This is a genomic window from Lachnospira intestinalis, from assembly GCF_040095895.1.
In the GTDB taxonomy this organism is placed as follows: Bacteria; Bacillota; Clostridia; order Lachnospirales; family Lachnospiraceae; genus Lachnospira; species Lachnospira intestinalis.
In genome coordinates this window covers 110,540-133,226 of record NZ_JBBMFS010000002.1, presented here as the reverse complement: position 1 = coordinate 133,226, position 22,687 = coordinate 110,540, and the positions used below count along the sequence as shown (strand labels likewise).

The window sequence follows — 22,687 nt, the reverse complement described above, 5'->3', positions numbered from 1 at the left end:
CAAAGTTTGTAAAATCTGCGTAAAAAATATGAAAGAAATTCACATTAGCGGCGTGCGCCGCAAGGCGCACTAAAAAGAGCCGCCACATTTTCATGTGACAGCTCTTTTAGTCTGTATCTTTTTATATTTACTTTGTAATATGTACGTCTAACTGGTTAAACGGAATTTCAATGCCGTTTTCATCAAATATCTTTTTGTATTCTTCTAACAGTTCAAAGCGGGTATCCCAGTATTTGTCATTGGCAACCCACGCTCTGGTTTCGAGTGTAATACAGCTCTCGTCCAGACTCTTTACAATAACGCGGACATCTTTGTCTTTGATGATTTCTTCCTTGCGGTTTAAGCATTCCATCAGCAGTGCCTTTGCCTTGGATAAATCCGTCTGATATCCCACGCCAATCTGGATATCCAGTCTTCGCACTTCTTCCGCACCAACATTGATAATATTCGAGTTGGACAGGGTGCCGTTTGGCATCATGATAATCTTGTTATCAATTGTATGCAGTTTGGTGTATAAAAGCTCAATGGACACAACCGTTCCTTCACAGCTTCCCGATATGATATAATCGCCGATTTTAAACGGCTTAAATATCAAAAGTAAAATTCCACCCGCGAAGTTTGACAGACTGCCCTGTAAGGACATACCGACTGCCAGTGCCGCCGAACCGAATACCGTAATCAGCGAGGCTGTCGGAATTCCCAGTATTCCTACTACTATCAGTATCAGAATGGCATATCCTGCAAACTTTGTAATTGAACCGATAAATCTGGCTACGCCGACATCTAAATCACTTTTTCCGAGTGCTTTTACAATAATTTTAACCATCCAGATAATCAGACGTTTTCCAATCTGCCAGACAATCAGTGCCATAATGATTTTTGCTGCCAGACTGACACTCCAATTGCACAGTTTATTAAACAGCGCAACCAGATTTGCCTTTGAAAAGAAAAACTCAATTTGTTCTGCCGTATCCTGTGTCGAACTAAGTGCGACAAAATAATTCATGATTTCCTCCGTTTTTTGTTTTCTTTTTTGTGTTTTTTCAGCTTTTGCGCCTGTTGGGGCATTTTATCCCGGGCTACTTATTTCCGGCGCTTTAAAGCCGCAAGCTTCTTTTTGGTTTCCTGCTCGATTTTTAACTTGGCAGCTTCTGCCTCCTGTGCCTGTTTTTCGGCTTCTTCGCACGCCTGCTGTGCCGCCTTTGCCGCAAGTTCAGCCTGTTTTTGCGCTTCAAGGGCAGCCTGTGCTTCTTCTTCGGCTTTGACTTTCAGCTGTTCTGCCTGCCATGCCTGTTCCTGTGCTGCCTTTGCCGCAAGTTCAGCTTCTTCCCGGATTCGGATTTCTTCCAGTTCCAGTTTTGTAAACGGTTCATACGCATAAACGGTTAGTGCCAACGGCGGTAAATCCAGTACAATAGAATTTTCACAGCCGTTTCTTTCCACCTTTTCCGAAGACAGCTGCTGTTCATTTAAAATGTTTTGTCCACCGAAATGTGCTGCATCTGTATTAAAAATTTCCTTATATTTACCCGGCTCTAAAACACCCATACGGAAATCCTTACGGACAACCGGTGTGAAATTCGCAATTACCAGCAAATCCTGCGATGTACTGTCTGATACCATACTCCGGCGCACAAATGCCAGCACCGTTTCCTGTTCATCCTGCGTATCTGTCCATGCAAAGCCCTCCGGTTCATAATCTGCGGTATATAATGCAGGATGTTCCTTATAAAATGCATTTAATGCTTCCATAAAGCTTTGCGGCAATGTGCCGGTACAGTTTTCCGCCGTCCGCTTTTTACCTGGATAACAATACTGATATGCCGTTGCAAGACGCATATTGGCATGTTTTTCCCCATCATTGCTGCCCGGCAGTTCCTGTTCGGTTATATGCAGTTCCTGTATAAAAAATTCACTGTAAAAATACAGCATATTATCTGTCAGTTTCTGATATACACCCTTTCTGAAAAGCGGGTCACTCTGCATAAATTTATCAAAATCATTTTTCCAGCCGTGGTTCCATTTAAAATCAAACCCCAGTGCATCTTCATGGCTGCCGGTCACCCTGCCCCACGTACTGGAATCCTGCGCAATCAGAACCGCCGGACATTTTTCTTTTATCAGCACTTTTTTTAGCTGTTTGAAAAATGCAACCGCATCGAGATTTTCATTTTCACCGTAAAGATTCGGAATCCACTCGCCCGGTGCGCGGCCATAGTCTAAGTACAGCGCACTTGCCACTTCATCTACAAAAAGCCCATCTATATGATACTCCTTTATCCACATGATTGCATTGGAAATTAAAAACATTTTTACCTGTGGCTTTCCATATTGGAATGAGGATACCGCCACATCTGCATCCGGTGTCAGGCAGAATGCACTGCTCTCATAAAGGTTCGTTCCGTCAAACCACGTAAGCCCTGATGGAAGATTCCCCATAAATGCAGCATTCCAGTCTGCAATAACACCGATATTTTCTTTGTGCATTGCATTGACAAGGCGCTTCAAGTCATCCGGTGTACCAAAAATATCCGCAGGTGCGAAATAGCCTGCTGTTTCCCGGAGATTTCTGCGTCTGCTGTCATACTGCGCTACCGCCTGCAATTCAATATGTGTGTATCCAAGTTTTGCAATCTGTGCCGCGAACTGCTCCGGTTCTTTAATCTGTCGACAGGTTTCCGGTGATATTTCATAAATGGCAACCGGTTCTTTTTCTATATCCCGGTTTTCTTCCGCCTTCTGCCATGCACCATCTTCCCATGCAAACGGAATATCTGCATACACAACCGATGCAAAGCCCTGACCGGCGTCGCACTGTCTGCAGTACGGGTCTGTCTTTACCGCAATATTGCCGCCTTTAAATTTAATTTCATATTTATAGGCTGTGCCTGCCTTCATTTCAGGTATAAACAGTTCAAAGATACCACTGTCCTCATGTTTTTCCATCGGAAAAATCCGTCCGTCCCAGTGATTAAAATCACCTACCACACTGACACGCTGTGCATTGGGGGCCCATACAGCAAAGCAAACGCCGCGGATTCCGCCCACAGTGCGCTCATGCGCGCCAAAAAGCCGGTATGCTTCCCAGTCATCGCCTGCCGCAAGTTTTTTGCGCTGCTCTGCCGTTAAAGCCGTGCCGCACGCATAAGGGTCCATATATTCTTTTTTCTGTCCTTTGATATCTTCAATACAGACAGTATAGGCAGTCTGTTTCTTTATCGGAATACAGACCGCAAAATAGCCTGATTCGTCAACCTTTTCACAAGCGTACGCTTTTTTTCTCCCCGCAATATGAATCTCTGCCTCGACCGCATCGGGACGGAAAACCTGTACCAGCATACCATCCCTGCACATATGCGCACCGAGCAGCTCCATCGGATGACTGCACTCTGAATATACCAGTCCTTCAATCTCAGGCCAGTTCATGAATTGATATAACCGATTCATACTAATCTCCATTCTTTTTTATAAATTTTCCACCCACGTTGCAAATAATTCCGGCCAGACGGATACTTCCGGCTGGAAATGTGTTCCGTCTGCGGTATCTGTTTCCCGCGTTCCAAGTCCAAGTCCGTGATTACCGTGTGGAAAAAGGTGCAATTCAAATCCAATATGTTCTTTTTGCAATGCCTGTGCAAACAGCATGGAATTTTCTACCGGTACAGCACCGTCTGTAACCGTATGCCATAAAAAGGTCTGTGGTGTGTCTTTCGTTACACGTTCTTCCAGTGATACACTTTCAAGCAGCTGCTCATAACGTGTCCCAAGCAGTCTTTCAAATGATTTTCTGTGGGCTTTCTCCCCGGATGTAATCACCGGATATCCAAGAAGCATGCCATCCGGCCTTATCATTTCCGGCTCTGTATGCAGATACTCTTTAACAAACCCTTCCAGTTCTTTGCTGTTCCACATTGTTCCAAGACTTGCCGCTACATGTCCCCCCGCCGAAAAACCGGCGATAATAATTTTATCCGGGTCACAGTCCCATTCTTTAGCATGTTCCCGCAGATACCGTACAGCGTACGCCGCTTCGTACAGCGCACACGGAAATTCATCGGGAATCAGACTGTATCTTAAAATTGCCGCATTCATGCCAAGTGAGAGCAGTTTCACTGCAACCGCTTCCCCTTCCCGCGGCGAATGATGTTCATAGCCGCCGCCCGGACAGATTAAAACCATTGGTCTGTGAAACGGCTTCTGCATCCCCGGATACATTTCCTTAATATAAGTTGTCAGTGTCGCTTTCTGTCCCTTATGTAAAATCCCCGCCCGCTCATAATCAATATCCAGTTCCATAGTTTGATGAATCATATTCTTCTCCAATTCCGCAGGCATTTTAATGTTGGAGGAACCGTGGACAAAATGACTGATTTTGTCCTGCGATAAATCTAATTGTGACGCCTGCGGCACAATTAGTTATGTGAAAAATTATGATTTATGATTTTTCACATTTTCCTCATTTCTGAGCGACTTTGTCGCGAATCGGCGATGAGAAATTCGCGCAGGCGATTTCTCATCTGCCATCTATGATATTTGTTTTCGCTCAAAACAAATATCTATGTGAAAAATTGTGATTTATGATTTTTCACATTTCTCCATATTTTTAAATCTGATGTATAAACAGTCCGCTGCGCAGCTTCGGTTCAAACCATGTGGACTTCGGCGGCATCAGCCGTCCTGCATCTGCCACGGCAAAAAGCTGTGCAATTGATGTCGGATACATTGAAAATGCCAGTACACAATCTGTTTCACAGCGCCTTTCCAGTTCTCCAATTCCACGGATACCACCTACAAAATCAATGCGTGCATCGGTCTTTGGGTCTTTAATGCCAAGTACCGGCGACAACAGGGCATTTTGCAAAACAGATACATCCAGACCGTCTACCGGGTCGTCCGATAAGATTTCCGGCTTTGCCGTCAGCCGATACCACTTCTTTCCCAGATACATGCCAAAGGTTCCCTGCTTGTCCGGATGCACCTGTACAGCACTTTCTTTAACTGTAAATTTCTCTTTAACTTTTTCTAAAAAATCCTGTTCGGTATAACCGTTTAAATCCTTTAACACCCTGTTATAGTCCAGAATCTTTAACTGCTCGTCCGGAAACAGCACAGACAGGAAATAATTAAATTCTTCTTTTCCCGTATACTGTGGGTTTTCGGCACGGCGCTTTAAGCCGACTTTAACTGCTGAAGCGGCTCTGTGATGTCCATCTGCAATATATATAGATGAAATTCCTTCAAATGCACCGCGGATTGCTTTAACGGACTGCGGTTCGCTGATTTTCCATACCTGATGACGGACCCCGTCCGGCGATACAAAATTATATAAAGAAGAATTTTTCTTTGCCTTATCAATCTCACCGTTAATCACGGCATTGGCACGGTATGCTAAAAATATCGGACCGGTCTGCGCATTACAGGTATCCACGTGCGTAATGCGGTCTAATTCCTTATCAGCTCTTGTATTTTCATGTTTTTTAATTACATTGGATTCGTAGTCATCAATTGAAGCGCATGCCACAAGTCCGGTCTGCACTCTGCCATCCATTGTAAGTTCATAAATATAATATGCCTGCTCGCTGTCTTTGATAAATGTACCGTCTGCAATAGCGTTTTCCAAAAGTTCTTTTGCCTTTGCATAAACTTCCGGTGCGTAGGTATCGACCGAACTGTCAAACTGTGTTTCTGCACGGTCTATTTTTAAAAATGAAAGCGGCTCGCGGGCAACTTCCCTGCACGCTTCTTCTCTGTTGTATACATCATACGGAAGTGCTGCCACCCGCTCTGCTTTTTCTGCCTGCGGACGTACACATTCAAAAGGTCTGATTACTGCCATATGTCCTCTTTTCCGGGGTCATCCCCTGCCCCTTTTTACTGTTCTTTTAATTCCTGTGCCAGTGTTTCAAGCTGTCCGCTTAACGCTGCCAGTTCTTCCACAATCACATTGTTGCTTTCTGTTGCGGAAAGCGTATCACTTGCATGGGCAGCCACTTCTTCGGAAATTGCCGAAATGGTAGAAATGCTGTCCACAATTTTCTTGTTCGCATCGGCTAACTTTGTAACATAGGCTGCCAGTTCATTAGAATGTCCATATACATTGTCCGAATTCTTTTCAATAACCGTAAAGCTTTCTGCTGTCTTTTCAGTGGTTTCATTCTGGCTTTCAATCATGGAAATCATACTGCCGCTGACCTCAACCACCATCTGAATGGCATTGGATACATTTTCAATCAGCTGCGAAATCTGCACCGTGGAATCTTTCGTCTGCTGTGCCATTTGTGAAATCTCGGAAGCAACAACCGCAAAACCACGCCCTGCTTCTCCGGCTCTCGCCGCTTCAATGCTTGCATTTAACGCCAGAAGACTTGTCTGTGACGTAATACTGTTAATAATATCCAGAATTGAATTCATCTGGCTCATATATGTATCCAGCTGTGAAAGTTCTTCTGTCACCTTTTTGCCGGATTCAACCGTTTCTTCTGCCTGTTTTACAAGAATACCGACATTTGCATTTCCCTGCGCAATGGCTTCTTTATTCTGATTCATACTGTCAATGATATTCTCTGTGCCTTTTTCAACCTGCTCTACCATTGCCTGAATTTCTTCGGTCTGGTTTAACTGGCTCTGCACTGCTTCTGCCGTATCATTAGAGCCTGAATTCACCTCTTCCATGGATTCTTTCATTGCCTGCATGCTTTCACCAAGCGATGCCGTCTTTTGTGCACTTTCTGTAATCTGCTGTGTCATCTTATCGGATGTATCCATAATCCGCGTCAGCAATTCTTCTGTCTTTTCATGTTCTGCCTTCAACTCTGCAAGCTTCTTCTGATTCAACTTTTCTGCCACAATTGAGACATACAGCTGAATACCACAAATCAGTACAATAACAAAGAACTGGATTTCCACAGATGCCATATCCGCTTTCGTATAAATCCCTCTTTTAAAAAACAATGCCAGCTGTATAACATTGACAATTACCACCCCCACTTCAATCGGCAGCGAATACTTAAAATCATTGTATACCGTAATGGCAATCAGCATGGGAATAACATATACAAACGTAAAGTGATTATTGGTTGTAAACATTACAAATGTATATAAAATTGCATAGCCAATTCCTACGAAATGCTTAATCATCTTTGTATCATGCTGTTTTTTATAGCAGATAATTTCTCCTACTACCGGTCCCATTGCTAAAATAATGGTTGCCAGTACATACAACAGGGTGCCGTCACCTTTTAAAAATTCCACAAAATAAGCAATGGAAATGATTCCGCATACTAAAAAGTGGCAATTCATGGCAACGGTATTCTCCCTTGCCAGCTCATAATCTTTTTCTTTTGGATTTATCCCGCTGTTCATTTTCACTCCTCCACTATCACATTTGTATTTTTTTATTATTATACCGTACCCATTTGTTTAAGTAAACAAACATTTCTAAAATCAAAGCAAAAAAAGAGCTGTTCTCCTCCAATTGTGGAAAACAGCTCTGAATTTATTATTTTACGACCCTGACTTTGATGATTCCTTCAATAGAAGCCAGTTTATCAATCACACTGTCATCTACATTCTTATCAACATCAAATAAAGAATATGCATAATCGCCTCTGGATTTATTTGCCATTTCCTCAATATTTACACCTGCATCGCCAAGAATCGTTGTAATCTTGCTGATAACAGCCGGAACATTTTTGTGGCAGACTGCAATTCGTCCTGTAGCCGTGCAGACACCCATATCACAGGCAGGATAATTTACAGAATTTATAATATTACCGTTTTCAATGTAATTTCTCAATTCCTTGACTGCCATCACTGCACAGTTATCTTCTGCTTCTGCGGTAGAAGCCCCAAGGTGTGGAAGTACAATTGCACCTTCCATTCCGGCAGTTGTCGGATTCGGGAAGTCTGTTACATACTTCTTTACCCTGCCGGACTTTAAAGCCTCACCGATTGCTGTTTCATCGACAAGAACATCTCTTGCACAGTTGACGATAATTGTACCATCCTGCATTAAATCAAATGCAGCTTTATTAATCATCCCCTTTGTACTGTCTAATGCCGGGACATGAATGGTAATATAATTACATTCTTTATAAATGTCTTCTACATTGACAATATGCGTAACCTTGCTTGAAAGATTCCAAGCAGCATTGACTGAAAGATACGGATCATAACCGTAAACATCCATACCCAGTGCAATGGCTGCATTGGCAACAAGCTGTCCGATTGCGCCAAGACCGATAACGCCAAGCTTCTTACCCTTTAATTCCTGTCCTGCAAAAGCTTTCTTTGCCTTTTCGGTTGCTTTTGCAATATCTGCATTGTCTTTATTTTCAGCAACCCACTGATTACCGCCGATTAAATCACGGGAAGCTAACAGCATTGCTGCTAGCACCTGTTCTTTTACGGCATTGGCATTCGCACCCGGTGTATTAAATACAACAATACCGGCTTCTGCACATTTATCAAGTGGAATATTATTGACTCCTGCACCGGCTCTTGCAATTGCAAGTAAATGATCATTTAATTCCATATCATGCATTTTGGCACTTCTTACAAGAACTGCCTGTGCATCTTCATAAGAACTCTCCATATTGTAGTCATCTGAAAAAAGGTCAAGACCTACAGAGGCAATATTATTTAAGCAATGTACGTTTACCATTATTTTGTATTCTCCTTTTCAAACTTCTTCATAAACTCAACCAGTTTTTCCACACCTTCGATTGGCATTGCATTGTAAATAGATGCTCTCATACCGCCAACGGTTCTGTGTCCCTTTAAGTTTACAAAGCCTGCTTTTGTTGCTTCTTCAACAAATTTTGCATCCAGTTCCTTGTCACCGGTTACAAAAGGAACATTCATTAAAGAACGGTCTTCTTTTACAACAGTTCCCTTAAATAACCTGCTCTCGTCAAGGAAATCATACAGAATCTTTGCTTTCTTTTCGTTATGTTCCTTCATGGCGCTTAAACCGCCCATCTTCTTAATCCACTTAAATACCTTACCGCAGATATAAATATTATAGCAAGGAGGTGTATTGTAAAGAGAATCTGCATCTGCCTGTGTCTTCCACTTTAACATGGTCGGTGTTCCCGGTAATACGTCATCTGTAATCAGGTCTTCCCTGATAATTGCAATAACCACACCGGCCGGTCCGATGTTCTTCTGAACGCCGCCGTATACAACGCCGTACTTTGTTACATCAATCGGTTCAGATAAGAAACAGGATGAAACATCCGATACAAGCAGATGTCCCTTTGTGTTTGGAAGAGTCTTGAATTTTGTACCATAAATTGTATTGTTTTCACAGATGTAAACATAATCGGCATCTTCCGGAATATCCAGATCCGAACAATCCGGTATGTACGAGAATGTCTTATCCTCAGATGAAGCAACTGCAACGGCTTCACCGTAAATCTGAGCTTCTTTATAAGCTTTCTTTGCCCACTGTCCTGTGATAATGTAAGCTGCTTTCTTATTCTTCATAAGGTTCATCGGAACTTCTGCGAAAAACTGGGATGCACCGCCCTGTAAGAATAATACCTTATAATTATCCGGGATATTCATCAGTTCTCTTAAATCTGCTTCTGCTTCTTTGATGATGTTATCGTATACTTTAGAACGATGGCTCATCTCCATAACAGACTGTCCTGAACCCTGATAATCCAGCATTTCATCTGCTGCTTCCTTCAATACTTCCTCCGGTAATACTGCCGGACCTGCACTAAAATTATAAACTCTTGCCACTTTTCTTTCCTCCTAGAAGTTTTAAAACTATTATTTGACATTTTATTCCATTAAAGTGTTCCTGTCAACTCAATTCTTTATTTTTCTGAGTTCATTCTGTCTAAATCTTTTCTGTCAAATGCTTCTGAAATTGCCGCACCCGGTGAAACCATCGGGAATACTTTATCTTCTCTGTCAATAAGACAGTCAATGACACACGGAATATTTAATGCCATTGCATCCTTTAATGCTGCTTCAAATTCCTCAATAGTCTGGACACGGTAGCCCTTTGCCCCCATGCCTTCCGACACTTTGACAAAATCCACACAATCATCCAGAACAGTTGCCGAATAGCGTTTTCCGTAGAATAAATCCTGCCACTGGCGTACCATACCGAGTACATGGTTATTGAAAATAATCTCGATAACCGGAATGTTATAACGGGTTGCTGTTGCCACTTCGTTCATATTCATTCTGAAGCAGCCATCACCTGCAATGTTGATGACTGTTTTATCCTTGCAGCCTACCTTGGCTCCAATTGCCGCACCAAGTCCGTAGCCCATTGTACCAAGACCACCTGATGTAAGCAGCGTTCTTGGCTTTTTATATTTGTAATGCTGTGCTGCCCACATCTGATGCTGTCCGACATCAGTTGAAATAATCGCTTCACCCTTTGTCAGCTCATAAATTTTTTCCATAATGAGTGGTCCGTTTAAGCAGTCCTTACGATATGCCATCGGATACTGTTTCTCATAATCGTGGATATGTTCCAGCCACTCATGTCTGTCCTGCTGTTCTAACTTTGCATTGACACGTTTTAAGATTTCAAGGGCATCACCGACAACGCTTGCATCAGAATGGATATTCTTGTTAATCTCTGCTGCATCGATATCAAAGTGAAGAATCTTTGCATTTTTTGCAAATTTATTTGCATTACCGGTTACACGGTCTGAGAATCTCGCACCAATGGCAATCAGCAGATCACATTCAGATACTCCGAAGTTAGACGTCTTTGTACCATGCATACCAAGCATCCCTGTATAATGCGGGTCTGTTCCGTCAAATGCGCCTTTGCCCATCAGGGAATCTGCAACCGGCGCATCAATCTTCTTTACAAATCTCGCCAGCTCATCAGAAGCATCCGAAGCAATGACACCACCGCCGACAAAAACGTATGGACGCTTTGATGCTTTAATCATTTCAACGGCACGTTCCACATCTTCTTCTTTAATCGTATCTGTCTGACGTTCAATTGCCTTCGGTGTTTCCTTGATATAATCACATTCTGCTGCCGTTACATCCTTTGTTACATCAATTAAAACAGGACCCGGTCTGCCTTCCTTTGCAATCCGGAACGCCGCACGGATAACGTCTGCCAGCTTTGTTACGTCTTTAACAATAAAGTTATGCTTTGTAATCGGCATTGTCACACCTGCAATATCGATTTCCTGAAAGCTGTCCTTACCTAACAGCGGAACGGTTACATTACAGGTAATTGCAACAACCGGAATCGAATCCATATATGCTGTGGCAATTCCCGTTACGAGGTTTGTCGCACCCGGACCGGATGTTGCAAAACATACGCCAACCTTCCCCGTTGCTCTTGCATAACCGTCTGCTGCATGGGAAGCACCCTGTTCATGAGATGTCAGAATATGTGTAATCTCATCTGAATGTTTGTATAACGCATCGTATACATTCAGAATTGCGCCGCCCGGATAACCAAAAATCGTATCCACATTTTGTTCTTTTAAACATTCTACAATGATTTCTGAGCCATTTAACTTCATGTATCTTTCCTTCCTTTATATTCTATTTTTCATACCGGTACCCACTGACCTTTTTGTTACTGTTCGTTTTCCGGTACCTGAAGAACAGCCCCTCTGTTTCCTGAGGTTACTAATGAAGCATATCTCTTTAAGTAGCCTGTTGTAACCTTCGGTTCACGTGGCTGCCATTTTGCTTTTCTTGCTGCAAGTTCTTCATCAGATACTGCCAGTTCCAGTGTTAATGCCGGAATGTTAATCTTAATGATATCGCCTTCTTCTACCAGTGCAATCGGTCCGCCGACTGCTGCTTCCGGTGAAACGTGTCCGATAGAAGCACCGCGGCTTGCACCGGAAAAACGTCCGTCTGTAATCAGTGCAACGCTTGAACCCAAGCCCATGCCTGCAATTGCAGAAGTCGGATTTAACATTTCTCTCATACCCGGACCACCCTTTGGTCCTTCATAGCGGATTACAACGACATCGCCTGCTACAATCCTGCCGCCCTTAATTGCCGCAATCGCATCTTCTTCACAGTCAAAGACTCTTGCCGGACCTTCATGAACCATCATTTCATCTACAACGGCTGAACGCTTTACAACACTGCCGTCCGGTGCAAGATTTCCGCTCAATACCGCAAGTCCGCCTGTCTTACTATATGGGTTATCTAACGGTCTTATGACTTCCGGATTTAAGTTTACCGCATTTTTAATATTTTCTCCGACCGTCTTTCCTGTTACGGTCATGCAGTCAGTATTCAGAAGTCCTGCATCAGCCAGTTCCTTCATAACCGCATATACGCCGCCCGCTTCATTTAAATCTTCCATATAAGTAGGACCTGCCGGTGCTAAATGGCACAGGTTCGGTGTCTTTTCGCTGATTGGATTTGCAAATTTAATATCAAAATCAAAGCCGATTTCATGCGCAATGGCAGGAAGATGTAACATACTGTTGGTAGAACAGCCTAATGCCATATCGACTGTCAGTGCATTCATGATTGCTTCTTTTGTCATAATATCTCTTGGACGGATATTCTTGCGGTACATATCCATCACTGCCATACCGGCATGTTTTGCCAGCTTGATTCTTTCAGAATATACTGCCGGGATTGTACCGTTGCCGCGAAGTCCCATACCCAGTGCTTCTGTCAGACAGTTCATGGAGTTTGCCGTATACATGCCGGAGCATGAACCGCATGTCGGACATACTTTTTCTTCAAATTCACGTACATCGTCTTCCGTCATTGAACCGGCTGCATAAGAACCGACTGCTTCAAACATGGATGAAAGACTTCTCTTTTTACCCTTTACATGACCTGCAAGCATCGGACCGCCGCTGACAAATACAGTCGGCACATTCACTCTTGCTGCTGCCATTAAAAGTCCCGGTACATTCTTATCGCAGTTTGGCACCATAACAAGTGCATCAAACTGATGTGCCAGTGCCATACATTCTGTGGAATCCGCAATCAGATCTCTTGTTACAAGAGAATATTTCATGCCGATATGTCCCATTGCAATACCGTCACAGACTGCGATTGCCGGAAATACAACCGGTACACCGCCTGCTTCTGCAACACCTAATTTTACGGCATTTACAATCTTATCCAGATTCATGTGTCCCGGTACAATTTCATTGTAAGAGCTTACAATACCAACGAGCGGTTTATCCATTTCTTCCTTTGTAAAGCCTAATGCGTTAAACAGCGAGCGGTGTGGTGCCTGCTGCATTCCTTTTTTAACGTTATCACTTTTCATGACTGTTCTCCGTTTCTTTTCTTTTTATTCTAAACATGAAAGCCTGAAATCCCGCTGTATCTGCACAAACAGGATTCCGGCTTCATAACAGATTTTACTTTTTTATATCCGTATCTTAAACACGTTCTGCGATTAAATCGCCCATCTTTGTTGTTGAGCACTGCTGCATGCCGTCTGCCATAATATCCACGGTTCTGTAGCCTTCCTTTAATACCTGTGCTACTGCCGCTTCGATGGCATCAGCTTCCTTATCTAAATCCAGTGAGTAGCGAAGCATCATTGCCGCACTTAAAATGGTGGCAATCGGATTGGCAATGTCTTTGCCTGCAATATCCGGTGCAGAACCGTGGCTTGGTTCATATAAGCCGAGTTTTGTCTTTCCTAAGCTGGCACTGGATAACATACCGATTGAACCGGTAATCATGCTGGCTTCATCAGATAAAATATCACCAAACATATTCTCTGTTAAAATCACATCAAACTGTCCCGGATTCATAACCAGCTGCATTGCACAGTTGTCTACAAGCATATCGCTTACTTCAACTTCCGGATAATCCTTTGCAACTTCCTTTACGACCTTTCTCCAAAGTCTTGAAGAATCAAGAACATTTGCCTTATCCACGCTTGTCAGCTTCTTTCTGCGCTTCATGGCAATTTCAAAGCCTTTAATGGCAATTCTTCTGATTTCTTCTTCATTATAAGTGAGCGTATCGGTTGCTGTTATGACACCGTTTACTTCTTCTGTGTGTCGTTCACCAAAATACAGTCCGCCGGTTAATTCTCTCATGATAACCATGTCAAATCCGTCCCCGATTACTTCCTGCTTTAACGGACACGCATCTTTTAATTCATTGTATAAATATGCAGGACGAATATTGGCAAACAATTCCAGTTCCTTACGAATCTTTAACAGTCCTGCCTCCGGTCTTAAATTCGGAGCAACGTCATACCACTTGGAGTTGCCGACATTGCCGCCGACTGCCCCCAGTAATACGGCATCGGATGCCTTTGCTACAGCAATTGCCTCATCTGTAAGTGGCACACCGTATGCATCAATGGAACAACCGCCCATTAAAATCTTTTCATAGGTAAAATGATGCTCATACTTCTTTCCCACAGCATCTAATACCTTTACGGCCTCTCTTACGATTTCCGGTCCGATTCCGTCTCCCGGAATTAATGTTATTTTACAATCCATGCTACTACCACCTGTCTTTCTCTTTTCTTACAGGAATCCGGAGGGTTCTACCCGTACCTGCCGCCCCTGAATACTTCTCCACTTTCATATTTATGTATGAAAAAGGTTATTGTTTATTATCATAACGTATTTTTATGTATTTTTCAATATGTAATGCCCGATAAATAAATAACAAAAGACACCGGAGCGGGAATTGATACTTTCCGCTCCGGTGTCTTTACTTTCGTTACTTATTCTTCTGAACTCTTTGCCTTTTCTACCTGTGCAATGGCTTTCTTCTGCATGGAGATACGGCAGTTTTTGTTGTTACCGAATTCTACAATAACATCATCATCTGTAATATCCATAATTACGCCGTAGAAACCGCTTGTTGTTAATACATAATCGCCGATTTCGATTGAATCCATTAACTGCTGCTGTGCCTTCTGCTGTTTCTTCTGTGGCTTGATTGCAAGAAAATACATCATCAGTCCTAATGCAACGACATAAATAACGATAATTCCGATTGAACCCATTTTAATTTGCCTCCTAAAATATACTTTCAAATGTAATGACATACGTGTCCCTGACACATACACTCTATAATAGCGGAATTTATTCTTTCTGTCCACTAAAAAACATTTTGTTTATAATTTTTTACTTTTTATCATAGGTCTTTAACATTTCCAGGCGTTCTTTCTTAAAGGCACTGTATCTTCCTTCTTCAATCGCTCCCCGGATATCCTCCATTAAATGATTGTAGAAGTACAGATTATGCAATACACAGAAACGCATACCAAGCATTTCTTTTGCCTTTAAAAGATGGCGTACATATGCTCTCGTATAGTTTTTGCAGACCGGACACTGACAGCCTTCTTCAATCGGTCTGTCGTCCTTTTCGTACTGTGCGTTAAAAAGATTGATTTTACCAAACTTTGTATACACATGCCCGTGTCTTCCGTTTCTGGACGGATATACACAATCAAAGAAGTCAATCCCTCTGTCTACCGCTTCCAGAATATTTGCCGGTGTACCGACACCCATCAGATAAGTAGGCTTGTCCTGCGGCAGATACGGAACGGTTTCATCGAGTACGTGGTACATTTCTTCATGGGTTTCACCGACTGCAAGTCCTCCGACTGCATAGCCCGGCAAATCCAGTTCCGAAATACGTTTTGCATGATCAATACGGATATCTGCATAAACTGCACCCTGATTGATACCAAATAAAAGCTGGTTTGGATTAACGGTATCCGGCAGGGAATTCAAGCGTTGCATTTCTTTTTTACAGCGTGCCAGCCAGCGCGTTGTACGGGCAACAGACTTTTCCACATAATCGCGTTCTGCCTTCGCCGGTGCACATTCATCAAATGCCATGGCAATTGTAGAACCTAAGTTAGACTGAATCTGCATACTTTCTTCCGGACCCATAAAAATCTTTCTGCCATCAATGTGGGACTGGAAAGTTACGCCTTCTTCTTTAATCTTTCTAAGACCTGCAAGGGAAAACACCTGAAATCCACCCGAATCGGTCAGAATCGGTCTGTCCCAGTTCATAAACTTATGCAGACCGCCCATTTCCTTAATCAGTTTGTCCCCGGTACGTACATGCAGATGATACGTGTTTGACAATTCCACCTGTGTTCCGATTTCCTTTAAATCCATGGTCGATACGGCACCCTTAATGGCGGCTACTGTTCCGACATTCATAAATACAGGTGTCTGGATTGTTCCATGCACAGTCTGTAATTCACCGCGTTTTGCACGCCCGTCTGTTTTTAATAAACGATACATCTCTTTCCTCTTTCTTACTTGCTTCTATTATAAAAGGCACAGATTCCATCCAATCTTGCCGTCATATTTTCAAAAATCAGATCCACGAGTGTCAGCGCCGTCATTGCTTCCACAACGACTACGGCACGCGGCACAATCATCGGGTCATGTCTGCCCTTAATGGAAATTTCAATATTTTCACCATCTTTATTGACCGTATCCTGCACTGCCGAAATAGACGGTGTCGGTTTAACCGCCGCACGGAATACAATGTTGCTGCCGTCACTCATGCCGCCTAAAACGCCGCCTGCATGGTTGGTTTTTTTTGTAAGTTTTCCGTCCTTCATGACAAAGCTGTCATTATTTTCGCTGCCGGTCATCTTTGCCGCTTCAAAGCCACTTCCGATTTCAAAGCCTTTAACCGCACCAATTGAAAGCATTGCTTTTCCAAGAGAAGCGTCCAGCTTGTCAAATACCGGTTCACCGATTCCCGGCATCATGCCCTCAACCACACACTCAATGATACCGCCGATTGAATCGCCCTCCTGTATCTTTTGCGTGGCATACGCTTCAACCTTTGCTGCCGCTTCCTTATCCGGCATTGTAAATGCATTTTCGCGTGCTGCCTGCAGATCAAACTTTTCATAGTCAATCGCAATTCCGCCGATTTCCTTTGCGTAAGCGTGCAGGGTAATCCCAAGGCTTTCCAAAATCTTTAACGCAATCGCACCCGCTGCGACCCTGCCAATCGTTTCTCTTGCGGAACTTCTTCCGCCGCCGCGGTAATCCCTGAATCCGTATTTTGCATCAAATGTATAATCGGCATGTCCCGGTCTGTAGTATCCTGCAATCTCCGAATAATCGCCTGAGCGCTGATTGGTATTAAATACTACCATGGATATCGGTGTTCCTGTCGTTTTCCCTTCAAAAACGCCCGACAGAATCTTTACTTTATCAGCTTCTTTGCGGGGTGTCGTAAATTTAGACTGTCCCGGTTTTCTTCGATCAAGAAGTTTCTGGATATCTTCCTCACAAAGCTCTAAACCCGCCGGGCAGCCGTCCACTACAACGCCTAACGCTTCTCCATGGGATTCGCCCCATGTCATAATCTTAAATCTGTTTCCATATGTAGAACCAGCCATTTTCTCTCCATTCCGCCACACAATGCGGCATTTCCACTTTCTATCTGACACTTCATCATACCATATACAAGGTTATGTTTTCAACTGTCTGTTTTGTCCCGGTTCTGCATTTTTATAGATTTTTAGAAAGTGCAGGAATGTCCTAACTGTTTAATGCCCGCTGCAGCTCTTCCTGCAAATCACGGATAACTGCGGCAGAATCCGCCGTAATCTTTTCCGGCGGCACTTTATATAAAGTACGTTTCAGCTTACCGAGGATTTCTTTAACCGCCTTTTTCTTACTGCGTTCCCACTCTTTTTTATGGCTGTCCAATTCTGCCTGCGCCTGTCCTGCAAACTGCACTGCCTCTTGACGTACCGCAAGCAGCTGTGTCTTTGCTTCATCCTGTCTTCCGTACATCTGGGCTTCCCATTTTGCGCGCTCAATCTCCTCCTCGGACAAATTGGAGCTGGACGTAATCGTAATGGACTGTTCATGACCCGTGCCTAAATCCTTTGCCGATACATTGACAATGCCGTTGGCATCAATATCAAAGGTCACTTCAATCTGCGGTGTCCCCGCCATCGCCCGCTTAATACCCGAAAGGCGGAAATTCCCCAGCAGTTTATTATCCCTTGTAAATTTTCTCTCACCTTGAAACACTTTGATATCTACACTTGTCTGAAAATTGCCCGCAGTCGTAAATATCTGGCTGTGTCTTGTAGGAATCGTTGTATTGCGCTCAATCAGACGGCTTGACACACCGCCTACCGTTTCAATTGAAAGCGACAGCGGCGTTACATCCATTAAAATCATCTCAGAAGCCGCAGACCCCGCCATAAGCTGTCCGCCCAGCTTTCCTGCCTGGACTGCCGCACCGATTGCCACACATTCGTCCGGATTAACATTTCTTGAAGGCTCTTTGCCCATCAAGGTCCGCACTTTATCCTGCACTGCCGGGATTCTTGTTGAACCGCCTACCAGCAATACCATATCAATCTGTGACTTTGTAAGCCCTGCATCGTGGATTGCATTTTCAACCGGAATCACCGTCCGCTCAATCAAATCTTTGGTCAGTTCTTCAAATTTACTGCGGGAAAGCTGGATATCCATATGATGTGGTCCGTCTTTTGCCATCGCAAGAAACGGCAGGTTAATATTCGTCGTCATACAGGATGACAGCTCCTTTTTCGCTTTTTCCGCTTCTTCTTTTAACCGCTGAAGCGCTGCCGTATCCTTAGACAGGTTAATTCCCTCCGTCTTTTTAAACTGCTCCACAAGATACTGCACAATGCGCTCATCAAAATCATCACCGCCCAGATGATTGTCACCGGACGTTGCAAGTACTTCAATCACATGGTCGCCGATTTCAATAATGGACACATCGAATGTGCCGCCGCCCAGATCATAGACAAGAATTTTCTGTGCCTGTCCGTTGTCAAGACCATATGCCAATGCTGCAGAAGTCGGCTCATTGATGATACGCAGTACATTTAACCCAGCAATCCGTCCCGCATCTTTAGTCGCCTGCCGCTGTGCATCGTTAAAATACGCCGGTACGGTAATCACGGCATCTGTGACCGTATCCCCCAGAAAATCTTCTGCGTCTTTTTTCAGCTTCATTAAAATAAAAGCAGATATTTCCTGCGGCGAATATGCTTTTCCGTCAATCTTTTTTCTGTAATCCGATCCCATATGACGTTTAATGGAAAAAATTGTCCGCTCTGCATTGACAGCTGCCTGCCTTCTTGCCGGATCTCCCACAAGCATCGTCTTGTCTTTTGCAAAAGCCACAACAGACGGTGTTGTCCGGTATCCTTCCTTATTGGCAATCACTGTCGGCACATCGCCCTCCAGCACTGCAACGCAGCTATTTGTTGTCCCTAAGTCAATTCCAATTACTCTACTCATGACCATCCACTTTCCAATCTTCGTTCTAGCACATAATCCGTAAAAATCATCGTTTGGGGACTTTTAACCCCAATACCACATATATATAATCATACCATAAATCTGCCGGGATAATTATTAATTTAGCGGAAAAAAATAAAAAAAATTATAAAACCGGGATTATCGTAAAACAGCGGTCAATACTCTTTGTGCATTTTTGTAAAATATTTTCTCCAGTTCATCCTCCGAAAGCCCTGTCTGATGAAGTGTTTCATACAGCATGACCATTTTGGCAGGACTGTCAATTTCCATCCGGCTCTCCACCCCGTCAAAATCCGAACCGATTGCCAGCACCTCACTACCTGCAATTTTGCGGATATGCAGAATGTGTGTAACCATATCGCAGATACGGCTTTCACCGTCCGGCGGCTGTGTATCCGAAAGAAAATGCGATGCAAAATTCAAGCCCATAACGCCGCCCGCTTCCGAAAGCTTCCTTATATACATATCAGGCAGATTGCGTGGGTGCGCCGTTATGGCGCGTGCATTGGAATGGGATGCTACAAACGGCATGCCTGTCTTTTTTGCAAACTCCGCCACATTTAAAAATCCGCCGTCCGATAAATGCGATACATCAATTACCATGCCGAGCCGGTTCATTTCTTCAAGCACTTCAAATCCAAACGGTTTTAAGCCCTTCTGCATGATATCCCGGTCTGTGCTGTTTGGGTACCCGATTTCATTTTCATGATTCCATGTCAGGGTTACAAGGCGTACACCGTCTTCATACGCACGGTATAATTTCTGCATTTCTCCGCCCATAACGCCGCCATCCTCAATCGTAAGCAGTATACCCGTGCCTAAATCCTGCATTTTATCGTTCTGCCGGATATCCGGTATATCCCGCCGGGTCAGAACCCTGTACAGTTCTTTTGGGTTGGCATTTAATTCGCGTTTATAAACGGAAACTACACGGTCATACTCTGTCTGTATGGCTTCTTTTCTGTCCACTCCCGTATACGTCCCTGTCGGAATAAAAATGGATGCACACTGAATCACACACCCGCCCTTTTTCAAGGATTTTAAATCTACATTTTTATGATTCCGGACTAGCGTTTCCCCTTCTTTTAACTCTGTGAGCGTATCACAGTGCAGGTCAATATATTTCATAAGCTCCTCTTTTCCAATATGAAAATCAATTTTACATCATATTATCAGACGAAAGAGAATATTACAAATGCGTATTGCTGAAATACCGTCACTACATTTATAAAGTAAAAATGCGTCACGGAAACATAAACTTTTCCGTGACGCTTATTTTCTGCCCTTTGCTGTGCCGGCATCCTCGTTGGGAGCTTTCGCCCCAACTTCATTTCTATTTACTTAACTGAAAATATTAAAATATACTTCTCCCGGTATTACATTGTTCTTACACTGTGTTGTAATACTGCTTACCGTTGCATTGACTGTGCTTCTAATCTGTGCCTGCTTTGAGGAAGACGGTATGGAAGCCGTATATCCGCTTGGCAGCTTGTTAGAAGATGCTCCTGAGAAGCTGAGGATATTGCTGAATTTCTTGAGTGTAAACGGCGGCATATAATAATTGTAGCCGTTGTCATAAGAAATGCAGTTGCTTAAATATGCCGTGCAGGAGCTGTTATTGTTATCAAAGCCTTTACTGCTGTGTCCAAAGGCTAAACAGTTGGTTACGGTTCTTACACAGCTGCTTGTAGTATTCACTGAACCGAACTTAAATCCGTTTGGATTGCCGTCATATTTGCTTTTCCAGTTTGCAATGCTTAAAGTTCCCTGTGTGGTGCGGATAAAGCTGCCGCCTGGCAGAGAGAACTTTCCTTTTTTGTAATTGCTTGCAAAAGAAGAATCCTTCTTGCTGATTAATTCTACTAAAAGTAAATCCGTATCCAGCGCATTTCCGTTATTATAATCGTATTCCCCGGTAAAAATGGTCGGGTCACCGTTGTTCCAGCATGCACAGTTGGTATATGTCAGGTTGTAGGTTAAGCTGTCCTTATCGTAAGAATCCCAGCCGTCATCTGAATTTTCCCATGAATAACAGCCGTAGAATACATTTCCCTTGCCTGCGCCAAGCTTCGGCGCAAAGCCGTCTGCGTTGCCACCAAGTGTATAGACATCACAATTTCTGTAGCTGTATACAAAACGCATGGTATTGCTATATGCACCACCTGTAATCTGCACCCCGGCATCATTGTTGTAACGCACCATGCAGTTTTCAATCGTATTGTTTCCTGCGCTGCTTCCCTTAATCTGGATGCCGTTATCCGGTGCTTTCTGGATAATCAGGTTCTTGATTGTATAATTGCTTCCCGAAATGCGGATGCCGACTTCTGAATCCGTTGTTGCTTTTCCGATATAAGCTGAACGGAATGCTGAAAAGTCTAACACCGGATAGGTACCGTCACTGTTTTTTACACCGATAATAGATACATTGGCATTAGAAGCTTTTAATGCAAGCTGTGCCGTACAGCTGATACTGCTGCCCTTCACATAGACAATGCCGCCGCCCGCTTTTTCAGCCTTTGTCACAGCCGCCGTCAGTTCTGAAAAAGAAGTAACGACTGTTCCGTTGCTGGTATCAGTTGTGGAACTGCCGGAAGATGAACTTCCAGAACCGGATGAAGCAGAACTGTCCACCTGAATCTTGTAAATGTTAATACCGCTGTTTGAGGAATACAGGTACACGTATCCTGATGAACCGGAATAATTATATGAAACCGTTGCAGCCGTTGTGCCTGCATTCATCGTGCCAAGCTTATTTCCAGAACCGTCTGCCACAACGAGTGTTCTTGCCGCACTGCCGGAACTCATACAGGTTACTTTAATGGTGTCTGTTCCCGATACCGGTACTTTGACTGCACGATAGCTTGTCGAACCGCTGCCGCCCAAAGCCAGTGCATATGTATATGCTGTTCCATCCACTGTCTGACTGTTTGCAATCACAGACATGGTCTTTGACGATGTTGCAATCAGTGACAGGTTATCCACTGTTACCGTAGAGGAAATTGTCCCCAGATTTTTAAAACCGGTATTTTTAAAATTCCATGATGTAGAATCAGATGCTTTTGCCGTCATAGGACTGCCTGCAAGCACCATTGCCAGCATACAGACAATACTCATGCCCCATGCCAATACTTTTTTTAAACCCTTTTTCGCTTTCACCTTGTGAAACCTCCTTGTTTTTGCCTGTTTGTTTTTGCGAAACAAAAATCTCATGTGAGAAATGATTTTCCTCTTTATTTTTGCTTTGCCGGCACAATGCAGTCATTGTATTTTTTTACAAACCAAAAGTCAACGGCAATTTTTACAAATATATTTGTGCATTTTGTACATATTTTCTACATACAAAAAGTATTTTCATGCACTTTCTACAATTGATTGTTTTTTGCATTTTTTATTACCTTTAGCGTTTCCAGATACTGCCGTGTTTTACAAAGTTA

16 protein-coding genes are annotated in these 22,687 nt (G+C 43.4%); all 16 read right to left on the bottom strand.

From position 1 onward, the window contains the following. Nucleotides 1-127: 127 nt before the first annotated feature. Complete coding sequence (locus WMO37_RS02805; protein WP_022433409.1) at nt 128-1,006, bottom strand: mechanosensitive ion channel family protein; 879 nt, start codon at nt 1,004-1,006, stop codon at nt 128-130. Nucleotides 1,007-1,083: 77 nt separating this feature from the next. Further along, nucleotides 1,084-3,447, bottom strand: a complete 2,364-nt coding sequence (locus WMO37_RS02800) for a GlgB N-terminal domain-containing protein (RefSeq protein ID WP_022433410.1) — start codon at nt 3,445-3,447, stop codon at nt 1,084-1,086. An 18-nt stretch (nt 3,448-3,465) separates the two neighbouring features. After that, nucleotides 3,466-4,311, bottom strand: a complete 846-nt coding sequence (locus WMO37_RS02795; protein WP_022433411.1) for an alpha/beta hydrolase — start codon at nt 4,309-4,311, stop codon at nt 3,466-3,468. A gap of 292 nt (nt 4,312-4,603) precedes the next feature. Continuing rightward, nucleotides 4,604-5,836 carry a DUF1015 domain-containing protein gene (locus WMO37_RS02790; RefSeq protein WP_227089232.1) on the bottom strand — a complete coding sequence of 411 codons (1,233 nt, stop codon included), beginning with the start codon at nt 5,834-5,836 and terminating at the stop codon, nt 4,604-4,606. A gap of 35 nt (nt 5,837-5,871) precedes the next feature. After that, entirely contained in the window at nt 5,872-7,362 is a 1,491-nt protein-coding gene (locus WMO37_RS02785) for a methyl-accepting chemotaxis protein (RefSeq protein WP_349154272.1), read from the bottom strand. A 136-nt stretch (nt 7,363-7,498) separates the two neighbouring features. Continuing rightward, nucleotides 7,499-8,662 carry a phosphoglycerate dehydrogenase gene (locus tag WMO37_RS02780; protein WP_022433414.1) on the bottom strand — a complete coding sequence of 388 codons (1,164 nt, stop codon included), beginning with the start codon at nt 8,660-8,662 and terminating at the stop codon, nt 7,499-7,501. Continuing rightward, on the bottom strand, nt 8,662-9,747 hold the full coding sequence (serC, locus tag WMO37_RS02775) for a 3-phosphoserine/phosphohydroxythreonine transaminase (protein WP_022433415.1): 1,086 nt from the start codon (nt 9,745-9,747) through the stop codon (nt 8,662-8,664). The genes WMO37_RS02780 and serC overlap by 1 nt, the downstream gene beginning before the upstream one ends. A gap of 77 nt (nt 9,748-9,824) precedes the next feature. Continuing rightward, nucleotides 9,825-11,516, bottom strand: coding sequence for a biosynthetic-type acetolactate synthase large subunit (ilvB, locus tag WMO37_RS02770; protein ID WP_349154271.1), 1,692 nt, complete (start codon nt 11,514-11,516; stop codon nt 9,825-9,827). A 56-nt stretch (nt 11,517-11,572) separates the two neighbouring features. Further along, nucleotides 11,573-13,249 carry a dihydroxy-acid dehydratase gene (gene ilvD, locus WMO37_RS02765; RefSeq protein ID WP_022433417.1) on the bottom strand — a complete coding sequence of 559 codons (1,677 nt, stop codon included), beginning with the start codon at nt 13,247-13,249 and terminating at the stop codon, nt 11,573-11,575. A gap of 115 nt (nt 13,250-13,364) precedes the next feature. Then, complete coding sequence (gene leuB / locus WMO37_RS02760; RefSeq protein WP_349154270.1) at nt 13,365-14,447, bottom strand: 3-isopropylmalate dehydrogenase; 1,083 nt, start codon at nt 14,445-14,447, stop codon at nt 13,365-13,367. Between the two features lie 230 nt (nt 14,448-14,677). Beyond that, nucleotides 14,678-14,962: a preprotein translocase subunit YajC gene (yajC, locus tag WMO37_RS02755; RefSeq protein ID WP_022433419.1), complete on the bottom strand. Its 285-nt coding sequence runs from the start codon at nt 14,960-14,962 to the stop codon at nt 14,678-14,680. A gap of 121 nt (nt 14,963-15,083) precedes the next feature. After that, nucleotides 15,084-16,220, bottom strand: a complete 1,137-nt coding sequence (tgt, locus tag WMO37_RS02750) for a tRNA guanosine(34) transglycosylase Tgt (protein WP_349154269.1) — start codon at nt 16,218-16,220, stop codon at nt 15,084-15,086. A gap of 14 nt (nt 16,221-16,234) precedes the next feature. Continuing rightward, nucleotides 16,235-17,341: a chorismate synthase gene (gene aroC, locus WMO37_RS02745; RefSeq protein ID WP_349154268.1), complete on the bottom strand. Its 1,107-nt coding sequence runs from the start codon at nt 17,339-17,341 to the stop codon at nt 16,235-16,237. A 142-nt stretch (nt 17,342-17,483) separates the two neighbouring features. Next, nucleotides 17,484-19,232, bottom strand: coding sequence for a molecular chaperone DnaK (gene dnaK, locus WMO37_RS02740; RefSeq protein ID WP_227089229.1), 1,749 nt, complete (start codon nt 19,230-19,232; stop codon nt 17,484-17,486). A 159-nt stretch (nt 19,233-19,391) separates the two neighbouring features. Next, nucleotides 19,392-20,381, bottom strand: a complete 990-nt coding sequence (locus tag WMO37_RS02735; protein ID WP_349154267.1) for a dipeptidase — start codon at nt 20,379-20,381, stop codon at nt 19,392-19,394. 213 nt (nt 20,382-20,594) lie between these two features. Continuing rightward, entirely contained in the window at nt 20,595-22,409 is a 1,815-nt protein-coding gene (locus WMO37_RS02730; RefSeq protein WP_227089227.1) for a right-handed parallel beta-helix repeat-containing protein, read from the bottom strand. Between the last annotated feature and the right edge of the window lie 278 nt (nt 22,410-22,687).